Annotated in this window: 19 protein-coding genes; 15 read left to right on the forward strand and 4 right to left on the reverse strand. The window is 34.9% G+C overall.

Annotated features, from left to right (window positions below; genetic code table 11):
• The first annotated feature begins 187 nt into the window (after positions 1-187).
• The 15 genes from AC5YGI_RS00385 to AC5YGI_RS00455 all read left to right on the forward strand — a co-directional run bounded on the left by AC5YGI_RS00385 (position 188) and on the right by AC5YGI_RS00455 (position 14,774).
• Positions 188-928: an ABC transporter permease gene (locus AC5YGI_RS00385; RefSeq protein ID WP_330745035.1), complete on the forward strand. Its 741-nt coding sequence runs from the start codon at positions 188-190 to the stop codon at positions 926-928.
• Entirely contained in the window at positions 928-2,121 is a 1,194-nt protein-coding gene (locus AC5YGI_RS00390) for an ABC transporter ATP-binding protein (protein ID WP_330745034.1), read from the forward strand. Before AC5YGI_RS00385 ends, AC5YGI_RS00390 begins: the two co-directional genes overlap by 1 nt.
• 10 nt (positions 2,122-2,131) lie before the next feature.
• Positions 2,132-3,214 carry a DegT/DnrJ/EryC1/StrS family aminotransferase gene (locus AC5YGI_RS00395; protein ID WP_330745033.1) on the forward strand — a complete coding sequence of 361 codons (1,083 nt, stop codon included), beginning with the start codon at positions 2,132-2,134 and terminating at the stop codon, positions 3,212-3,214.
• Between the two features lie 2 nt (positions 3,215-3,216).
• A complete protein-coding gene (locus AC5YGI_RS00400; RefSeq protein ID WP_496167270.1) occupies positions 3,217-3,852 on the forward strand; it encodes an acetyltransferase in 636 nt (211 codons plus the stop codon).
• A complete protein-coding gene (locus AC5YGI_RS00405; RefSeq protein ID WP_330745031.1) occupies positions 3,849-4,754 on the forward strand; it encodes a glycosyltransferase family 2 protein in 906 nt (301 codons plus the stop codon). Before AC5YGI_RS00400 ends, AC5YGI_RS00405 begins: the two co-directional genes overlap by 4 nt.
• A 16-nt stretch (positions 4,755-4,770) precedes the next feature.
• Positions 4,771-5,361 carry an acyltransferase gene (locus tag AC5YGI_RS00410; protein ID WP_496167271.1) on the forward strand — a complete coding sequence of 197 codons (591 nt, stop codon included), beginning with the start codon at positions 4,771-4,773 and terminating at the stop codon, positions 5,359-5,361.
• A 1-nt stretch (position 5,362) separates the two neighbouring features.
• On the forward strand, positions 5,363-6,541 hold the full coding sequence (locus tag AC5YGI_RS00415; protein ID WP_343639660.1) for a glycosyltransferase family 4 protein: 1,179 nt from the start codon (positions 5,363-5,365) through the stop codon (positions 6,539-6,541).
• A gap of 1 nt (position 6,542) precedes the next feature.
• Positions 6,543-7,412, forward strand: a complete 870-nt coding sequence (locus AC5YGI_RS00420; RefSeq protein WP_496167272.1) for a glycosyltransferase — start codon at positions 6,543-6,545, stop codon at positions 7,410-7,412.
• Positions 7,413-7,439: 27 nt separating this feature from the next.
• Positions 7,440-8,108: an NAD-dependent epimerase/dehydratase family protein gene (locus tag AC5YGI_RS00425; protein WP_496167273.1), complete on the forward strand. Its 669-nt coding sequence runs from the start codon at positions 7,440-7,442 to the stop codon at positions 8,106-8,108.
• Position 8,109: 1 nt separating this feature from the next.
• On the forward strand, positions 8,110-9,039 hold the full coding sequence (locus AC5YGI_RS00430; RefSeq protein WP_496167274.1) for a glycosyltransferase family 2 protein: 930 nt from the start codon (positions 8,110-8,112) through the stop codon (positions 9,037-9,039).
• A 30-nt stretch (positions 9,040-9,069) separates the two neighbouring features.
• On the forward strand, positions 9,070-9,795 hold the full coding sequence (locus AC5YGI_RS00435) for a class I SAM-dependent methyltransferase (protein WP_330745025.1): 726 nt from the start codon (positions 9,070-9,072) through the stop codon (positions 9,793-9,795).
• Between the two features lie 4 nt (positions 9,796-9,799).
• Positions 9,800-10,723 (forward strand): glycosyltransferase family 2 protein, encoded by a 924-nt coding sequence (locus AC5YGI_RS00440; RefSeq protein ID WP_496167275.1) that lies wholly within the window; start codon positions 9,800-9,802, stop codon positions 10,721-10,723.
• A 202-nt stretch (positions 10,724-10,925) separates the two neighbouring features.
• Positions 10,926-12,722, forward strand: a complete 1,797-nt coding sequence (gene asnB, locus AC5YGI_RS00445) for an asparagine synthase (glutamine-hydrolyzing) (RefSeq protein WP_330745023.1) — start codon at positions 10,926-10,928, stop codon at positions 12,720-12,722.
• Positions 12,722-13,660, forward strand: a complete 939-nt coding sequence (locus AC5YGI_RS00450; RefSeq protein WP_496167276.1) for a glycosyltransferase family 2 protein — start codon at positions 12,722-12,724, stop codon at positions 13,658-13,660. The genes asnB and AC5YGI_RS00450 overlap by 1 nt, the downstream gene beginning before the upstream one ends.
• A gap of 172 nt (positions 13,661-13,832) precedes the next feature.
• Positions 13,833-14,774, forward strand: coding sequence for a glycosyltransferase family 2 protein (locus tag AC5YGI_RS00455; RefSeq protein WP_343639674.1), 942 nt, complete (start codon positions 13,833-13,835; stop codon positions 14,772-14,774).
• A 45-nt stretch (positions 14,775-14,819) separates the two neighbouring features.
• Here the strand turns inward: AC5YGI_RS00455 and AC5YGI_RS00460 are convergent, their stop codons facing one another.
• The 4 genes from AC5YGI_RS00460 to AC5YGI_RS00475 all read right to left on the reverse strand — a co-directional run bounded on the left by AC5YGI_RS00460 (position 14,820) and on the right by AC5YGI_RS00475 (position 19,263).
• Complete coding sequence (locus tag AC5YGI_RS00460) at positions 14,820-15,737, reverse strand: SGNH/GDSL hydrolase family protein (protein ID WP_496167277.1); 918 nt, start codon at positions 15,735-15,737, stop codon at positions 14,820-14,822.
• Between the two features lies 1 nt (position 15,738).
• Positions 15,739-17,172, reverse strand: coding sequence for an MBOAT family O-acyltransferase (locus AC5YGI_RS00465; protein ID WP_496167278.1), 1,434 nt, complete (start codon positions 17,170-17,172; stop codon positions 15,739-15,741).
• Between the two features lie 201 nt (positions 17,173-17,373).
• Positions 17,374-18,402, reverse strand: coding sequence for an acyltransferase family protein (locus AC5YGI_RS00470; protein ID WP_496167279.1), 1,029 nt, complete (start codon positions 18,400-18,402; stop codon positions 17,374-17,376).
• Between the two features lie 90 nt (positions 18,403-18,492).
• Positions 18,493-19,263, reverse strand: coding sequence for a class I SAM-dependent methyltransferase (locus AC5YGI_RS00475; RefSeq protein WP_496167280.1), 771 nt, complete (start codon positions 19,261-19,263; stop codon positions 18,493-18,495).
• Positions 19,264-19,530 lie beyond the last annotated feature (267 nt).

A 19,530-nucleotide genomic window follows, 5' to 3' on the forward strand; every position in this document is an offset into this window, starting at 1 on the left:
ATTTTCCTGTTGCATGTAAATAATATTCCTAATACATAAAATCCGGGATAAGATTAATTATTATAAATTTGAAAAAAAATCTACTTTGAAAACCGTAGTATACACATCTGATAAAAAAACACATTTTTTCCAAGAGCTCAAAGCGATTTACCGGGATATAAAATCTTCTAATTTTTTAGCCTATCAAATGACCAAAAGAGACATTCAGTCTCAGCACAGGCAGTCTTTATTGGGGTTTTTCTGGATATTGGCTCCGGTAATAATCAATTCATTGATCTGGTTATTCCTAAATGGCTCAGGCGTGGTAAATGTCAATATTCCGGGAGGAATTCCCTATCCGGTTTTCGTTATCGTAGGTACCACTCTTTGGAATATCTTTGCTGAAGCTGTTCAGAGCCCTATCAATTCTGTGAATGCAGGAAGAGCAATTATTTCAAAAATTAATTTCCCAAAAGAAGCCTTATTAATGAAAGGGTTATATACTACTCTTTTCAATTTAGCTATAAAAATGATACCTGTCGTTGCAATTTTAATTGTGTATCAGGTAGTACCTTCATGGAGCCTTCTTTTGTATCCATTTTATATTGTGGCTTTAACACTTTTTGCTTTTGCTATAGGGCTAATTATTACACCATTAGGATTAATTTACACCGATATCAGCAAAGTACTTACTACTGGTATTCCTTTTTTGATGTACCTCACGCCTGTAGTGTATGCCGCGCCAAGAGTTGGGGTTTTTAAAATTTTATTTAAAATAAATCCTTTAACATATCTTATTAATGATACCCGAAATACATTGGTAGGAATGGAAGCACAGTCACTGGTATTTACCGTTATCTTAACGGCTGTCAGCATTATTGTTTTATTGATTGGTTTGGTTATTTTCAGAAAATCAATGCCGATTGTTATTGAAAAAATTGCAGGGTAATGAAAGATAAAGAAGTATTAGTATCGGTACAAAACGTATCTAAAAAATTCAGTAAAAACCTGAAAAGCTCGCTTAGATACGGCGCTTCAGACATTATCCGAAGTACACTGGGTTTATCGATCAATAAAGAATTGCGTCCCAAAGAATTCTGGGCAGTGCATGATGTAAGTTTTGAGCTGAGAAGAGGAGAATGTATCGGACTGATCGGTCATAACGGTGCCGGAAAATCTACCCTCCTAAAAGTTTTGAACGGATTATACGCTCCTGACAAAGGACAAATCGTCATGAGAGGAAAAATCGGAGCTTTGATAGAATTGGGCGCCGGTTTTAATCCGATTCTTACAGGAAGGGAAAATATCTATAACAATGCTTCCATCTTAGGTTTTACTAAAAAAGATGTTGAAGAAAAAATAGAATCTATCATTGATTTTTCTGAAATAAGAGATTTTATTGATACCCCCGTACAAAACTATTCCTCAGGGATGAAAGTACGGTTAGGGTTTGCGGTTGCAGCCCATCTCGAACCGGATATTTTGATTATTGATGAAGTTTTAGCCGTGGGCGATTTAGGTTTTGTCTTAAAATGTTTCAGCAAAATTGACGAACTGCTTCCTCATACAGCCGTAATTTTTGTTTCTCACAGCATGCCGATGGTTTCAAGGATTTGTAATGAAATTATTTTAATGGATCATGGTAAGGTTGAATATCATGGAAAAGAAATCGGAAAAGGAATTCAGCTTTATTACAATAAATTTTCGAATAACGGCGAAAATAAAGTCTATGATAATCAGACTTTTGAATTAATTTCTGCAAAAACAAACCTTTTAAATAACGAAATTCACCGCCATAAGGATTTCATTCTTTCTTTTGAATTTAAAATCAATAAACCTGTACATGAGCTGCCTGTTTTATATCTTGAATTCAAGGATAAAGAGCAAAAGCCAATTGCCGGAATTTTTGTAAGAGAATCTAGAGAAAATATAGGCCAAAGCACAAAGATTACTTACCAAACAACCATTAAAAATCCGCTTTTCACGTTAGGAAAATACATTCTGGATGTCGGGTTGTACGAGCCTTCGACAGAATCACCTTTTCTTCGTATCAACAACATTATTGAGTTTATGGTAAGCGGAGAAAAAGAACAATGGATACCCTTTGAGCTTGATAGCGAAAATATCATAACTTTACACTAAAAATTTATTTATGATTCCCGTAACCCAACCCTTTCTTCCGCCACAGGAAGAATATGAAAGATATTTAGACGGTATCTGGAAAAGAAACTGGCTTACCAATATGGGACCTTTAGCGAGTCAATTAGAAATGGAGCTTAAAGACTACCTCAAAGTACAGCATCTATTATTTGTAACCAACGGTACCGTAGCCATACAAATGGCGATCAAGGCACTTGAAATTACAGGTGAAGTGATCACTACCCCATTTTCTTTCATTGCTACAACGAGTTCTATCGTCTGGGAAAACTGTACGCCCGTTTTTGTTGATATAGATCCAAAAAGCCTGTGCATTGACGCTAAAAAAATTGAAGAAGCCATCACAGAAAAAACTACCGCCATCCTTGCCACACACGTTTATGGAAATCCATGTGATGTGGAAGCTATAGAGATTATTGCAAAAAAAAACAATTTAAAAGTAATTTATGACGCAGCCCACGCCTTTGGAGTGGAAGTGAACGGAAAATCAATTTTTGAATATGGTGATATTTCTACGTGTTCCCTTCATGCAACAAAACTTTACCATACCATTGAAGGAGGTTTGGTCATCACCAAAGATCCGGATCTATTAAAAAAATTAGCATATATCAGGAACTTTGGAATTTCAGGATTTGATTCATTTGCTGAATTAGGACTTAACGGAAAAAATTCTGAATTTCATGCTGCCATGGGGTTGATTAATCTTAAATACATCAACGAAATTCATGAAAAAAGAAAAGCTTTATCTAGACTTTATGATGAAAAGCTGAAAAATTTAAAAGCCGTAAAACCATTGTGGCATTCAAATGCTAATGAAAATTTCCCTTATTATGTTATTATTTTAGAAAGTGAAGAATTATTGTTAAAATTAAAAGCCGAAATGGATAAACAAGAAATCTTTACCCGAAGATATTTCTATCCGAGCCTGGCATCATCATTACCTTATCTCCCGAAACTGGAACTTCCGGTGACTGAAGATATTGCGAAAAGAGCGTTATGCCTTCCGCTTTATCATGACCTGACTTTTGAAGAAGTTGAGCTTATTGCCCGGCTTATGCTGAGAATACAAAATAATTAATCATGTTAATCATCGGAGCCAAAGGATTTGCAAAAGAAGTATTAGAGATCTGCCATCAGAATAATGACCTGGCCGATCTTGCTTTTTATGACGATGTGAATGATGATGTCTTTGGTAATCTGTATAATCAGTTTCCTGTTCTGAAAAATATTCAGGATGCAGAAAAGTATTTTGAAACCATTGATGAAAAGTTCACCGTCGGAATTGGAAATCCTAGATTAAGAAAAAAATTAGCCGACAAATTTACAGAAGCCGGTGGAAAATTAACCTCTACCATAAGCCCGAAAGCCGACATCGGCTCATACGGAATAAGCATCGGCAGAGGAGCAAATATTTTAGACGGGGTGAAAATTTCCAACGATGTTACCATAGGAACTGGTGCTATTGTTTATTACAATTCTATTATCACTCATGATGTAGAAATTGGTGATTTTACAGAAATTTCACCTGATGTGAAAATTTTAGGAAGGGCATATATTGGCAGTTTCTGTCAATTAGGTTCAGGTTCTATCATTCTTCCGGGCATTAAGATTGGAAACAATGTCATTATAGGAGCCGGGGCCGTTGTCACAAGAAACATTCCGGACAATTGCGTAGCTGTGGGAGTTCCTGCAAAAATTATTAAAACAAATACATGATGAATCCTAAAGTAAGCGTTGTGATGATCACCTATGGTCATGAAAAATATATAGAAGAAAGTATTAATGGGGTCTTGTCACAGGCTTTCAATGGAGAAATAGAACTGATTATTTCAGACGACTGCTCGCCGGACAATACCGAAGCGGTTGTAAAAAATATTATCAACACCCATCCGAACGGACATTGGATAAAATACATAAAACATACGAAAAATAAAGGTGCCATCCCCAATTTTGTATGGACCATTTGTGAATCCAAAGGTCAATATATTGCCATTTGTGAAGGCGATGATTATTGGAAAGATCCTTTAAAACTGCAGAAACAGGTTGATTTTTTGGAAGAAAATCCTGATTACAGTCTGACATTTCATAAGATTAACGAACTTACCACAAGAGACGAAAAATTCACTTATCCTAATCCTGATACCGAAGAAACTTATACAATTGAAGATCTTGCAAAAGAAAACTTCATTATCACCGTTTCTGTGGTTTTCAGAAAAAATATGGAGATTCTCCCTGACTGGCTGAAATATTCTCCCATCGGCGATTATCCCATGCACATGCTGAATGCGTCTTTCGGGTTGATAAAATATTTTCCGCAGGAAATGGCAACCTACAGAGTAGGAAGCGGTATGTGGAGTACACAAAACAAGGTAGATCAAATGGTAAATACCATGTATTGCTTAAGATTTTTACTGCTTCATTTTAAAAGCAATAAAGAAGTTCATGAGAATCTTCTTGTACAATATAATAATTTCAGAAATGCTTTAATAAGGCCTTTTGATGAGAAAAAAGCATTAGATTTAAAACTAAAAGATTATCGATATATTGAAACGATTACCAATATGGGAAGTCTTTTAAAAATCATGAAATCTAAAATTATGAAGAAATTAAAATTGTAAAAATTAATTTTCTAAAATGTTTACAAAGCTTAAAAATAATATCGCACAAAAAATCATTACTCTTGTCGAGAATAATGATAAAAGAAAAAAGCAGGAAAAATGGAATATTTTCATGTCCAGACCTAATATAAATATTCATCCAAGTTTTTCGCCCAAAGATGCAGATATTTTTAAAGGAGAAAATAATCAAACAGGAAATATTACAATTAGCGAAAATTTTTTACTGAGAGAATATTGCAATATTTTAGTTTTTCCGAATGCTGAGCTTAGAATTGGAAAAGGTGTTTTTTTCAACAATTATTGTTCTATTAATTGTTTAGATAAAATTGAAATTGGTAATGATACCATTTTTGGTGAAGGTGTAAGGCTATACGATCATAATCATCTTATCGAAAAAGGTAAAAAACTTTTTGTAGAAAAAGAAAAATATATGACGTCTCCTATTAAAATTGGCAAAAATTGCTGGATTGGAAGCAATACTGTAATATTAAAAGGGGTTACTATCGGAGACAATTCTATTATTGGAGCCGGCTGTGTAATACACAAATCTGTTCCTGAAAACACAATTATGAAAAATAGTCAAAATTTAATTTCTCAAACCCTCTAAAATGAGTACAAAAAAAATATTATTTATTTCTCACGAAGCTTCTTTATCCGGTGCTCCCATTCTTGTTTTAGATTTAATAAAAAGATTAAAAAAAGAAAAAGAGAATTATCAGATCGATATTTTATTGATCAGAGGAGGAGAATTGTATGAAGAATTTGCAAAAGTAGCTAACAATATTGTTGTTGCTCATTATCATTTACAGTCTTTTTCATTTTTAAAAAGAAATTTAAAAAGAGTTCAATCAATTGTTTTCAGAAAAAAAGAGACTCAACAAGACAAAATTGATAAAATTACCACCTCACTTCTTGAAAACAGATACGATCTGGTATATGGAAACACAATGGAATCATTGATTTGGACGCTTCCTTTTTATAAAAAAAACATTCCTACAATTGTTGCTATTCACGAGCTTAGTTTTGGGATTGAAAGTACTTACTCTAAAGAGTTTGTTTTAGAAAACATTTCAAATATCACCCAAATTATAGCAGGTTCGCAAGCTGTTGCCGACAATCTTATCAACAAGTACAATGCAGCCCCTCAGAAAGTAACAGCAATACATTCTTTCGTAGACAATGTTCTCAACCTCCAGAAGGATAAAGAATTATTGAAAAAGGAATTGAATATTAAAAACGAAGAATTGATCGTTGGAATTGCCAGTTCGCAAGAGTTAAGGAAAGGTACAGAGATGGTTCCTGTTTTGGTGCAGAAAATAAAACAGAAAACTGACCTTAGATTTAAATTTATCAACCTTGGAGGGACATCCAAAAGTGCTGCTGTAAGATGTGCTAAATTGGATGCTGAAAAATTAGGGGTAGAAAAGGACATCATTTTTATCGATCATAACAAAACGCCAAATGATTATATAAATATTTTTGATGTTTTTCTTTTAATGTCCCGTGAAGATCCTTTTCCATTAGTTATGCTGACTGCTGCAAAACTAAAAAAACCCATCGTAGCTTTTGAAAAAAGCGGTGGTGCCGTTGAATTTCTGGAAAACAATCATGGAGTACTTGTTCCTTATCTGGATATGGATGCCATGGCTGAAGAAACCGTTAAACTTATGCAGGATGCCAATCTAAGAGAAAGTTATGGCGAAAATATTTATCAGAGATTGGAAAACGAATATTCTGACAAGAAATTGGCAGGTAAAATTTTTACAATAATTGATAACTTACTTTAGGATGATCTCCATCATAATCTCATCATATCTTCCTGACTATTTTTCTGCACTTGAAAAAAATATTGCAGAAACAATTGGGGTGTCTTATGAAATCATTAAAATAGACAATCCTGGATTGATGGGTATTTGTGAAGCTTATAACAAAGGCGCGGAAAAAGCTGGTTTTGATTATTTGCTTTTCATCCATGAAGACATCTTATTTAAAAATGAAGATTGGGGGAATACACTCATAAATCATTTAAACCAGGAAAATACAGGAATTATAGGGCTTGCAGGATCATCCTACGTTCCTTCTGCTCCATCAAGCTGGACCGTTACTGAGAAATATAATTTCGTAAATATTTTACAGGGAAATAAAGAGAACACCCTGTATTTTCCCATTCAAACAACGAGGGAAAACAGAAATAAAGTCTTTGCTGTTGACGGGGTTTTTCTGGGAATTAAAAAAGAAATATTTAATCAGTTTAAATTCAGCGAAAATCTATTGAAAGGTTTCCATGGCTATGATCTTGATTTTAGTTTAAGAGTTTCTACAAAAAAACAGAATTATGTGGTTAACGATATCCTGATTCAACATTTTTCTGGTGGAAATCCGGATAAAACTTGGTTAGATGCCAATATCAAGGTAAGGGAAAGTATAGGATCTGATTTTCAAAAAGAAATCGACACGGAAGCTGAAAAGAAAATATTCTTAGGGTTTTTACACAATTTTTTTAAATACTACCCTGTTAATAAAAAAAACCTATTTCTGACATTAAAATTTTATCCCAAAAAACTTAATTTTAATGAGCATTTGCAAATAGCCAAAAAGTATTACGGCTATATAAGATACGCCGGAAGTATCAATAAAAAACACAACATTAAGAATTAAAATTTATCTAAAACTGTTTAATATAATATGATCATAGGAAACGGACTTATTGCCAATTCATTAAAAAATATAGACTCAGAGGAAAATCTATTTTTTGCATCTGGTGTTTCGAATTCTCTGGAAACGACAAGTTCAGAGTTTGAAAGAGAATTTACTCTGTTGGATAAATGTATTGAGAGTAACAGCAATCATAAATTAATTTATTTTTCTACTCTAAGCATTCATGATCAATCAAAACAAGACAGTCTTTACGTTTTACATAAAAAGGAAATTGAAAATTATATCAAAAATAAGTGTAAAAACTACCTTATTCTCAGAATTGGAAATATTGTAGGAAACGGAGGAAACCCAAATACATTATTCAATTTTCTTAAAAATCAGATTAAAAATTCAAACCAGTTTACAGTTCATACAAAGGCAAGAAGGCTATTGCTGGATATAGAAGATATTTCTAAATTTTTAGAGTCTTACTGTCTCCACCTTCCTAATAAAGTTATTAATTTTTCTTTCCCTTATAATTTTGATTTAAAAGAAATTATAGGTGCTATTGAAAAGGAAACCCATCAAAAAGCTTATTATTCAGAAGTGAACGAAGGAGACTTCTACAGAGTAGATTTTGATAAAGAAATTCACGACTTCTTTTCAGGTATCAGTCCTGAAAGTTATCTTGAAACGTTAACCCGAAAGTATATTTAAGATGGTGGCTATTCACGTAATCATTGTTACTTATAATGCCATGAAGTGGGCAGAAAGATGTTTTTCAAGCTTAAGAACCTCTTCAGTTCCTGTAAAATGTATTGTAATAGATAACGGATCAACAGACGGTACTCAGGAATATATCAAAAAGTATTTTCCTGAGGTAGACTTCACTCAATCTCCACAAAATTTAGGTTTTGGGAAAGCGAATAATGCAGGGATAGAAAAAGCGTATAAAGAAGGAGCAGATTTTTTCTACCTGATGAATCAGGATGCGTGGATTTATCCGGATAGTTTTCAAAAGCTATTGGATGTCTACAACGCATACCCCGACAAAAATCAACTGGGGATTTTAAGTCCGATACACATGGATGGAAGCGAGAAAAAGCTCGATATTTTTTTCGAACGTTATCTGGCAAGAAATACTCCGGATAACAGAATATTTTCAGACAGCTTTAACAATAGTCTGAAAGATTATTATGAGATCGATTTTGTGAATGCCGCTCACTGGCTGCTTCCCAAAGCAACCATTGAAGAAATCGGGGGCTTTAATCCTTACTTTTTTCATTATTCTGAAGATTATGAATATGTACAACGTATTTCTTTTTTCAGGAAAAAAATCATCGTATGCCCGCCAAGCAGAGTTGTACACGATGGCAAACAGGATTTCCATAAAACCAGCCATATCAATGCTCTGAGAGTGCAGCGGGAACAACGCTATCTGAATCCGGCGCTCCCGTTTGATTCCAAGGTACTTAACAGAGATTTCATTCCTAAAATGATAAAGCAAGCTCTCCAGATGCAGTTTTCTGCTGCTTCCGATACTTTGAAAGAATATCAATATCAGAAGACCCGGTTTAATGAAATCATGAACGCAAGAACCATCATTAAAAATAAAGGGGCTGCATTTCTTAATCTAAAACATGTATAATTCAGAATAAATCTAAACCCAGCATTAAAAATGAATAGAATTCGTCTTATCAACAGTATCATCCAGAAAGCTAATTTTAAAAAATATCTTGAAATTGGGACCCGAAGTGGCACATCTTTATATGCCATAAGCTGTAAAAACAAAATTGCAATAGACCCCAACTTCATAATACCCAAAATGGAAAAACTCAAAAGAAAAGTCTTTGACATTAAAAATAATAGAAAAACGCATTATTTTGAAATGACCAGTGATGATTTTTTTGAGCAAAAAAAAGAGTTTCTTAAAAATTTCGGCAGTGTTGAAATATCTCTGGTTGATGGTATGCATACGTACCACCAGGCACTTAAAGATGTTCTGAATATCCTTCCTTTCATGGATGAAAAATCAATTATTGTCATGCATGACTGTTTTCCTGTGAGTGAGCCAGCCTCAACAGCGTACAACTCAGAAGAATTTTTTACGAAAGAAAAACATCCGGAATGGACTGGTGAGTGGAACGGTGATACCTGGAAATCTATCCTTTATCTGCTAAAAAAATATCCGAAGGATCTTGAGGTTTTTGTTATTGACACAGATTATGGTCTCGGAATTATTCAGAAAAAACATAATCTTCCTATGAATTTTGAGCTGGATACTGAATTTTTCAGGCAGTTTATTTCCTACACGTTTCAGGATCTCAAAAAGAATCCTCAAGAATTGATCAATTTAAAATCAAAAGATATTATTCCATCCCTCCTTAACAGATTTCATTACTAAATCAATGAAGCCAGAAATATCGGTCATTATGCTCACTTATAATCACGCCCCTTATTTAAAGGAGGCTATTGAAGGTGTGCTTTCTCAAAAAACAGACTTTCCGTTTGAGTTGGTTATTTGTAATGACAATTCACCGGATGATTCTGACAGGGTTATTTCAGAATTTGCAAAGCAATACCCAAATATCATACGTTATTTTAATCATAAGACCAATATAGGTTTTGTGGAAAACCAAAGATTTGCATTCGCACAAGCTCAAGGAAAATACTTAGCCTACTGTGAAGGGGATGATTACTGGATTGACCCGCAAAAGCTACAGTTTCAGTATGATTTCCTTGAGAACAATTCAGAATATGTCATGGTGACCGCCAGAAATTTACTGTTCCATCAGGATGAAAATAAACTGACAGAAGATGGAAAAGACTCCATGTTTAACGGACAGAAATATATTGATTATACCCAGGACAGCTTTTTTGTACAGCGCCCTACCCAAACTTTTACTTATCTGATCAGAAAAGACTGTATTGATGAGAAGTGGATTGACATTTATCCCAATTACAGGGATCTTTATTATTTTTATCATGCCCTTGAATTTGGAAAAGGCAGAAGCTTTAATAAAGTAGTGGGCGTTTACCGTCTTCATAGCGGCGGTGTTTACAGCTCATTAGAAACAGAAAAACAATACCGCACTTCTATTGATATTTTTAAAAATATTAAGAGGATTAATAATGATCCGAGAGCAGACCAGCAGATAGTAAAAACCCTGGATCAGCTTATCAATAAATATTATTACGAAAAGGAGTTTGTTTCTCCTGTATGGAATAGAAAGCTTTATGGAGCCATATTTGAACGCTTTTCCATTTCCAAAAATATCGGAACGGGGATAAGCCAGCTACTAAAAATTATAAAATATACTTTCACCAGATAATCAATATCTACAATGGCTGATATTGATGAATATCCGTCAAAAATAAAATCATAGTTATCAGACCCTTGTACACAGATGATTCAGAACAGAGCCGATTCAAATAGTTTGAGGCAACAGCTGATCTAAACCGATCGAACTTTCCTTAATTTATTGTAATTTAGCTTTACAAAATGATAAAATTAATGATGAAAAATAAAAGCATATGTGCGGAATAGCCGGAATTATAAGCAATAATGCAGCAAATTATCAGGAGGAAATCAAAAAAATGACAGACTCTCTGATTCATCGTGGACCCGATTCTTCAGACTTTGAATTCTATGATAATGCAATATTAGGCCACCGCAGGCTTTCCATTATAGACTTGTCCGAAAACGGGAAACAGCCTATGTTCTCCAATACAAAAAATGAATGTATTGTTCTTAACGGTGAAATCTATGGATATCAGGATATTAAGAGACAATATGCAGAATATCCTTACCATGGAGGTTCCGACACGGAAGTCATTCTTGCGATGTATCAGAGAAAGCAGCAGAACCTCATCCATGATCTTCCGGGAATGTTTGCTTTTGCCATCTGGGATGACCGTGAACAGCAATTGTTCTGTGCAAGAGACCGTTTTGGTGAAAAGCCATTTTACTATGCCATCGGAAATAATAATGAATTTATTTTTGCTTCAGAGATCAAAGCGATTCTTGCATCCGGATTAATCCGTCCTAAGGTAAATCCTGAAGCCATTTCCAACTATCTCCAATATGGATATGTAAGCACCTATCAGAGCATCTACAGCAATATATATACTTTACCACCCGCTCATCAGCTGATCTGGAAAGAGGGAAAGGTGATTGTTTCACGGTATTACAGCCTGCCGTCAAAAGACAGGGTGATCAGCCTCTCTGATGCTAAGGAGGAGTTTCTGTACCTTTTGAAAAATGCTGTTAAAAAACAGCTTATTGCAGATGTGCAGGTTGGCAGTTTTCTGAGCGGCGGTCTGGATTCTTCATCTATAGTTGCTCTTGTGGATGAGTTCTTACCCCATCAGACGACAATCAGTTTTGGTTATGACCATAAAGACAGCGAGCTCAAATATGCCAAAGAAATCGCAGATAAATACAACACCAATCATATAGAAGTTCATGAGCAAAAAAAAGATCTGGCTGAATCATTACTGCATGTTTCTCCTTTCTTTGACGAACCTTTTGCTGATACCTCTTACCTTCCGCATTATGAGATCTGTAAAAATGCAAGAAAAAATCTGACTGTAGCCCTTTCAGGCGATGTTGGAGACGAGCTGTTCGGCGGATATCATTTTTATACAGTAGAAAATATGATGAAAAATCATTTCAGTTATAAAAATCTAATCGCCAGATTCGGCCTTAACCTTTACAAAAAAGCAAAGACGGTTTCGTTCGTAACCCAACAGAATTTAAAGTACGACTCCATTCTGGATTTTCATCTGAATTCCGTCAGAAATGTTTTTAATAAATCGGAACGTGCCCTTTTGGGATGTTCACAGGATTATCAGCAGGGATACAGCTTTACTCCGAATCCTGATTCGTTGAATGACATCATGAGAGTAGATCTGGAAAATTATGTCCCTGGAAATATGATGGTCAAATCAGACAGAATGGCGATGGCTAATTCATTAGAAGTAAGAACTCCTTTTCTTGATATTGATTTTGCAGAATTCTGTATTCAGCTTCCTGATCAGCTGAAAATCACCAGTGAAAATGATAAAATTATCCTTCGTGAATCCATGAATAATTATTGGACCGACACAATCAGAAAACGTCACAAACAAGGTTTCGGACACAGCGTTAAGAACTGGTTTAATGAAGAAAACCTTCTAAAGCTCTCCGACGATCTTCTAAGAGATTCGTCTCAAAAGGTTTTTAACTATATTGATTTTGATACTACCCAAAAATTTCTGAACAAGGACCATAAGCACTGGAATTTATTGCAGCTTGCCCTTTGGGCTCATAATAATAAATATGTTCTCTGATGCTTGATATTTCTGTCATTATCCCTGTATATAATGCTGCTGATTTTCTAAAAAAATCAGTACAGTCAGCCCTGCAATTTGAAGAAGTGAAGGAAGTTATTTTAGTTGAGGATAAATCTTCTGATCATTCATTGGAAATTTGTAAAGAATTAGCTGGCGAAGATCAAAGAGTTCATTTGCTACAGCACCCTGACAAAGGAAACCATGGTGCTGCTGCTTCAAGAAATCTGGGTATTGAAAAAGCCGCCTCAAGTTTCATTACATTCCTGGATGCTGATGATTATTATCTCCCCAATAGGTTTGATGCGGAGAAAGATCTTTTTAAAGAACCACAGGTAGACGGGATCTTCAATGCCATAGGGGTTGAATATCTCACTGAAAAAGGGAAAAAGGAATTTCAGTCTAAATTCAGTGACAATACATTGACAACAGTAAACTATCCGGCAGAAGGAAAAGAAGTATTCAGAGGGCTTCTCGGGCTTACACCGAAAACTTTCGGTACATTCTTTCATTTGAATGGACTAACCGTCAGAAAATCTGCCCTGGATCAGAATAAGCTAAGGTTTAATAATATTCTGCGAGTACATCAGGACTCTGATTTTATCATTAAACTGGCTTATCACTGCTATCTGAAATCAGGTATTATAGACCAAGCCGTTGCGATAAGGGGAATACATGATGATAACAGAATTACTAAGATTATCCGATACTCGCCACAGTATAACAGCAGACAATTCCTTTTCTGGAATTCCTTATACGAGTGGTCCAGATCTGTCCCCCTGGATACAGATGCCGCAAATCAACTTTATTTACGGAAAAAAGCATTTGAACTTTCGGAGAAAAAAGGAATTTCTAAAATGGTGAGTCTATTGGCTGCCATTTTAAAAAATCCAGATATTCTGAAAACGCAATACCGCTTTACGTACATGCACTCATGAAGCTTAATAACCTGAAGAAATATTTTTCAGAAAATTAAAATACTTGTAGTGTCCGCATTTCTATATCATTTTGCAGAAAAAAGATAATCCATTACTTAAAAATAAAATTAAAAGCTTAAATTTTCCAGTAAGAAGATAACGCATAAACACAATATAATTTCCAATTGAAAAAATGAAAATCTCAGTCATCATTCCCGTTTATAATGCAGAAAAATATGTCTCCCAAGCAGTAGAATCTGCGCTTCAATTTGATGAAGTTCATGAGGTTATTCTAGTGGAAGACAAGTCTCCTGACAACGCTTTGCTGGTCTGTCAGCAACTCGCTGAAAAATACAGCAGAGTTCAGCTTTATCAGCACCCCGACAAAGGCAATCATGGTGCAGGCCCTACCAGAAATCTTGGGATAGAAAAGGCTACCGGTGATTTCATTGCCTTTCTGGATGCCGATGACTATTACCTTCCCAACAGATTTGATGCTGAAAGGGAATTATTTAAAAATCCCGAAGTAGAAGGTGTGTATGGTGCATTGGGTGTACATTATTACTCGGAAAAGGCAAAAGAACAGTATTATAGAATTTTTCAGGATCGCTTAACTACGGTGTACAAAATTCATAAGCCTAAGGATGTATTTCCGGGGCAAATGAATATGTTGGGCAGCTTTGGTTTATTTAGTATTGATACTTTAACGATCAGGAAAGAATCTTTACTACGTAAAATGAATCCTTTATTCAAAACAAATTTAAGATTGCATCAGGATACCGAATTTTTATTCCGTTTATCCTATTATCTTGATCTTTATCCGGGTATTTTAGACAAAGCGGTTGCAGTAAGAGGTGTGCATGAAGACAACAGGATTACAAAGGTAGATTCCAAGAAAATAAAACCTGCCACAACAAGAGTTTTGCTTTGGAAAGAGGTGAAAGACTGGTCTGAAAACGAAAGTACGATTCCTGCTCATATGAAACTTCATATTAAAAGAATGCACCGTAGTTTTGAAATTGCCAATGCTCCCCTCCTCAAAAAGTGGAATATGATTTTAAAGTATCTTGTCACAGATTATCCGAGCATCCGTTCCGGCTTGTATAATATTAATTTCAGAAAATACTTATTCTGATCTGGATCTGAGAGATTATGCTGCGCTACAATCAGAACATTGTACTTATCTTTTTGTTTTAGACAGAATAGAATCTGCTATTTGTGAGGTAAATACTTTTCCGGATTCTTTATACATATGATTTCCATCTGTGTATTGATATTCCTTGGCTTTGGAAGAGAAATCAAAGAAATAAACGCCATATTTTTTGGAGATATCTTCCATTTTTTCATTAAAATTGGGTGAATAAGACTGTTCCAGTGCTACCAATTTTTCTGAAGCAGGAATTCTTACCAGATAAACAGTTCCTTTACTTTTAAGAAATTTGATAATATCTTCTAAGGCATTAATCCTGGCTTGGGAAATATTCTGTTTCTGAGCTAATTGTTTGTAGAAATTTACTTTCTCAATTTCTCTTTTCGCTACAGAATCTTTCTGCATGTTCACCGTTACTTCCATCCAACCATCTTTATGCAGATAGGTGCTTGATCTCCCTGCTTCTTCTCTCTCCGTGTAAATTTTAAACCAACTTCGAACGTAATTTCTCAGCAGATATTCATAATTCGGAGAGAGATCATAAAAATACATATTCTTCAACGGAGAATGATTTTCCGGAAAGTCTTCTTCTTTTTTCACATTTTTATCCAAGGATAGATTCCATGGATCTACAGTGATAATAAATAATCCGTTTTTGGTTTCCGGGTCCAGTTTTCTTTGTAATGCCTTATAATAAATTTGTCCGTACGGAGACTGTACAACATTCAATGCAAAATTATCAAAGTCTCTTCCCAATTTTTGATTTAAAAGCCGGGGAAGAACTGCCTGAGCTCCTCTAGAATCTCCCAGAATAATATTCTGTGGTTTTTTTACTGCGAAATGCATATAGTTATCATCTGTATTTCCATCCGCAAACGACCCCAAAACTCCGAATATGAGCAGAATTCCGGCGATATAAAATGATATTTTAAATAAAAACTTTTTCATATTAAAACTGAAAATAAATAAATTCATTATTCCCGAAATTGGCATACCGGAGAATGATATAGATGATGATTCCGTAAAGAATACGGCGTACCCACGGATTGAATCTTCTTATCTGCAGCCCGTGGAATTGTTCCCTGTTAATCCATTCTATAATCAGCATACAGGCAGTCAAAGCAAAAACTTTCACCGGCATCTGAGCCGGAAAGGAAAACAGTTCCAGGCTGAAGATACGTTTGATATACTCAAATGCCTGAAGTACAGATTCTGACCTGAAAAATATCCAGGCGATACAGGTAGCAGAAAAGGTAATCAGTATCTGCAGGATTTCCTTAAAAGATGGAAACCATTTTCCCTGCGCTACAACTTCTATATTGGTTCTGTTTTTCTCCATAATCAGCAGTGGCATAAAAAATAAAGCATTAAGACCGCCCCAGATTATAAATGTCCAGTTGGCACCATGCCAGAATCCGGAGACAAGAAAAATGATAAATGTATTTCTTATTTTCATGCCCAGTCCTCCTTTACTGCCTCCTAATGGGATATAAAGATAATCCCTGAACCAGGAAGACAATGAAATATGCCATCTTCTCCAAAACTCAGCAATATCCCTGGAGAAATAAGGGAAGGCAAAATTCTTGAGAAGTTCTATTCCAAACAGCCTTGAAACTCCTAATGCAATATCTGAATACCCTGAAAAATCCCCATAAATCTGGAAAGCAAACAAAACAGCTCCGATTAAAAGATTGGCAGGACTTTCTGTTTGGTAATGGGTAAAAATCTCGTTCACTAATGGTGCACAATTATCAGCAATCACCATCTTTTTGAAGAAACCCCAAAGAATCTGACGCATCCCGTCTGCGGCCTGCTCGTAGCTAAATGTTCTTTTTTTCTGAATCTGGGGTAACAGATGGGTTGCCCTTTCTATAGGTCCTGCCACCAGTAAAGGAAAATAACTTACAAAAACTGCATAGTCAATAAAACTGCGTTCAGCACGGATCCTCTTCTTATAAACATCAATTACATAAGACAGTCCGTGGAAAGTGTAAAATGAAATTCCCACCGGCAGAATCACATTCAGCAGCCAGATATTCACCTTAAATCCCATACCACCGAGGAGATCTGCAAAACTTTCAATAAAAAAATTATAGTATTTAAAAAATCCCAGAAATCCCAGGTTGATCACAATACTTAAAGTAAGCCAGAATTTTGCTTCACGTTTATTCCTGCTATTTTCGATCTTAATACCTGAAAAATAATCCAAACCAATGGAAAACATCAGTAAAAACAAAAATCTCCAATCCCAGCACGCATAGAAATAAAAGCTTGCCAATAGCAAAAGCTTATTTTGATTCTGATATTTTTTATTAAAAACAAACCAGTATAAACAGAATACTATAGGTAAAAAAATAAGAAATCCTATTGAATTGAATAACATAATGTGTTTTTAAAAGTTATGAGATACAGGCCCCTGAAACTATGGATTTCTTCCGGAAATAAATATACATTTCTTTTTCATATAGCTGCCTGACAGTTTTTAGAGAAATACACTTATTTCTGCTTGTCCGGAAAATATAGGGAATGGTAAATTTTGATTTCATAATTGTGTGTAGATATGTTGATGTAAATTAATACATTTTTATCTTATTCGTATCTTTTTCAGAGAATTTCTCAAAGGTTTTTCAATAAACTGATAAAACAAAACCGAAGTACATATTAAAACAATAATATAGATCCCAAATACTTTATCGATTCCTATGTTATGGCCACTCCATTGTATAACTTCCCTCAGTATATATAATACAGGAATATGGGTAATATAAACGGCATAACTCGCTTCACCCAGATATTCCAGTTGTTTTAAAGAAAACAACCTGGTAATCAACCCATTATTTTTAGATATAAGAACAATAAAAGGGATAAACAATATAGCCATTAAGCCATTGTGAAAGAAAAGAGGAATAAAAATAAGTGACAATATGATAAGGATAAAAATGATCATCACAGGTACATCATAATTCTTACGCTGATGATGATTCACAAAAAATATTCCCGCCAGATTTCCTGCTAAAAATTCGTTGATATGCATTAAAGGAAAATAGTAAAGCAGTTCATGACTTTGTGTATGCGGGCCTTCATAATAAGATGATTCCACATACAGCCCTGAAAATATCTGTGTTATAATCCAGAGCATGACGGTAATCACCCAAATACTTTTATTCCCTTTGACATAGAAATAATTATAAAGAACAGGAAAAATCAAATAGAATAAAAATTCTACAGAAATAGACCAACCTGGAAAATTCAGGATCATTGCTTCTCCCGGAATCCAGCTCTGAAGGCCAAACAGATATAAAAAAACTTTATAAAAGCTGAAATTGGAATACCTTGTTACCAGATAAAGCAAAAGACCCAATACATAAAGCGGATAAATTCTTGCGAACCTGTTTTTGTAATAATCGAAATAATCTATCCTTTCTTTCTTATGATAGGCTACCACCATGATAAATCCCGAAAGTATAAAGAAATAACTTACTCCTACATTTGCCTTCAGAAAAACATTTGAAATGTAATCTATATTGTAGAGGAACATATCTTTGTTAAAATGGGAAATGACAATAGCCATTGCCGCAATAAACCGCGTAAACGTAATCTGAGGTATTTTCATAAGAACGGTCTAAACAGACGTATTATAAGTATATTTAAACTTTCCATGACCCAGATTAAATGATTCCCAGCAACAGACTTCCCGCCTGGTCTACTTGATAAAAATTCCGATGTATTTTCCCTCGTATTCTACTACTGTTGTTTCTATATTCTTCTTGTCACAGAAATCCTGATAGGCAGAATTATCACCGATATCATCACTGATAAAAACCCCGCCTTTTTTTAAATGTGCATAAAGTTCATCATAGGCCCACATTCTCCCGTTATAGCTTTTATCGGAATCATAGTGAAGAACATCAAATACACCATTTTCAGCAAAAATCTTAGGAAGCGATTCTCTATCAGCAAAACGGAAGAGCTTCCAGTTACTTTTCAGGTTTTCAGGAACTACACATCCTACATACTGATCCCCATCCTGAGCCAGATAAGGCATATCCGAACTATAAAGGGTTCCTCCTCTCTTTGCAAGAGATAAGAGAGATGCCAATGAAGACCATCCGTAGGCAACACCTGTCTCCACCACATTCTGTGCATGGGTAAATTCGCAGGCATAGTAAATAAGTTCCAGCGCTCCCGGCCCTCCCATTTTCACAGGGCAATTTTTTTCTTTCTGTGCAGCTTCGTCTAAAATCTCCTGATATTCATTACGGAATGCCTTGATTTCAAGTCCGAAAAGCTTGGAAACCGCTTCTTCCTGTGAAATGCATCTTTCGGCAGCCCAGGAGTTTGTTTTATCCTTCCCTTTAAAGGCATTTCCTCGATTGACTGTATTTTTAATAATTTTCCGGCCTAATTCCGGATAAAGATCGGGTCGTTTTAAAAACCCTATAAAAGTTTTGAGAACTCTACTTATTTCACTCATTGTGTTGTTTTTTATTGAGGCAAAAATAAAGCTTTTTTTTTATTTTCATTGTAAAACCTACCACGTTGTCACAATTAGACAGCATACCTTGTACAGACAGACTGATAAACCTTTCTTAATATTAATTCAAAAGCCTAAAATTTTGCTATATTTACAACATACACAATGAAAAAAAAAATTAAAATACGTCTGAAGGTTCTTTTGAATTTATTTCAAGTAGATTGATAAAAATCATTACACGTTTGCCTAATTGACGAAGTAACATTG

The organism is Chryseobacterium sp. CS3K3.1, from assembly GCF_059515165.1.

Bases quoted from the DNA above. Each gene is read 5' to 3' on its own strand.
- AC5YGI_RS00415 (WP_343639660.1), top strand. From the start codon at position 5,363: ATGAGTACAAAAAAAATATTATTTATTTCTCACGAAGCTTCTTTATCC.
- AC5YGI_RS00390 (WP_330745034.1), top strand. From the start codon at position 928: ATGAAAGATAAAGAAGTATTAGTATCGGTACAAAACGTATCTAAAAAA.
- AC5YGI_RS00435 (WP_330745025.1), top strand. From the start codon at position 9,070: ATGAATAGAATTCGTCTTATCAACAGTATCATCCAGAAAGCTAATTTT.
- AC5YGI_RS00410 (WP_496167271.1), top strand. From the start codon at position 4,771: ATGTTTACAAAGCTTAAAAATAATATCGCACAAAAAATCATTACTCTT.
- AC5YGI_RS00405 (WP_330745031.1), top strand. From the start codon at position 3,849: ATGATGAATCCTAAAGTAAGCGTTGTGATGATCACCTATGGTCATGAA.
- AC5YGI_RS00420 (WP_496167272.1), top strand. From the start codon at position 6,543: ATGATCTCCATCATAATCTCATCATATCTTCCTGACTATTTTTCTGCA.
- AC5YGI_RS00465 (WP_496167278.1), bottom strand. From the start codon at position 17,172: ATGTTATTCAATTCAATAGGATTTCTTATTTTTTTACCTATAGTATTC.
- AC5YGI_RS00385 (WP_330745035.1), top strand. From the start codon at position 188: ATGACCAAAAGAGACATTCAGTCTCAGCACAGGCAGTCTTTATTGGGG.
- asnB (WP_330745023.1), top strand. From the start codon at position 10,926: ATGTGCGGAATAGCCGGAATTATAAGCAATAATGCAGCAAATTATCAG.
- AC5YGI_RS00450 (WP_496167276.1), top strand. From the start codon at position 12,722: ATGCTTGATATTTCTGTCATTATCCCTGTATATAATGCTGCTGATTTT.
- AC5YGI_RS00395 (WP_330745033.1), top strand. From the start codon at position 2,132: ATGATTCCCGTAACCCAACCCTTTCTTCCGCCACAGGAAGAATATGAA.
- AC5YGI_RS00475 (WP_496167280.1), bottom strand. From the start codon at position 19,263: ATGAGTGAAATAAGTAGAGTTCTCAAAACTTTTATAGGGTTTTTAAAA.
- AC5YGI_RS00455 (WP_343639674.1), top strand. From the start codon at position 13,833: ATGAAAATCTCAGTCATCATTCCCGTTTATAATGCAGAAAAATATGTC.
- AC5YGI_RS00430 (WP_496167274.1), top strand. From the start codon at position 8,110: ATGGTGGCTATTCACGTAATCATTGTTACTTATAATGCCATGAAGTGG.
- AC5YGI_RS00460 (WP_496167277.1), bottom strand. From the start codon at position 15,737: ATGAAAAAGTTTTTATTTAAAATATCATTTTATATCGCCGGAATTCTG.
- AC5YGI_RS00425 (WP_496167273.1), top strand. From the start codon at position 7,440: ATGATCATAGGAAACGGACTTATTGCCAATTCATTAAAAAATATAGAC.
- AC5YGI_RS00400 (WP_496167270.1), top strand. From the start codon at position 3,217: ATGTTAATCATCGGAGCCAAAGGATTTGCAAAAGAAGTATTAGAGATC.
- AC5YGI_RS00470 (WP_496167279.1), bottom strand. From the start codon at position 18,402: ATGAAAATACCTCAGATTACGTTTACGCGGTTTATTGCGGCAATGGCT.
- AC5YGI_RS00440 (WP_496167275.1), top strand. From the start codon at position 9,800: ATGAAGCCAGAAATATCGGTCATTATGCTCACTTATAATCACGCCCCT.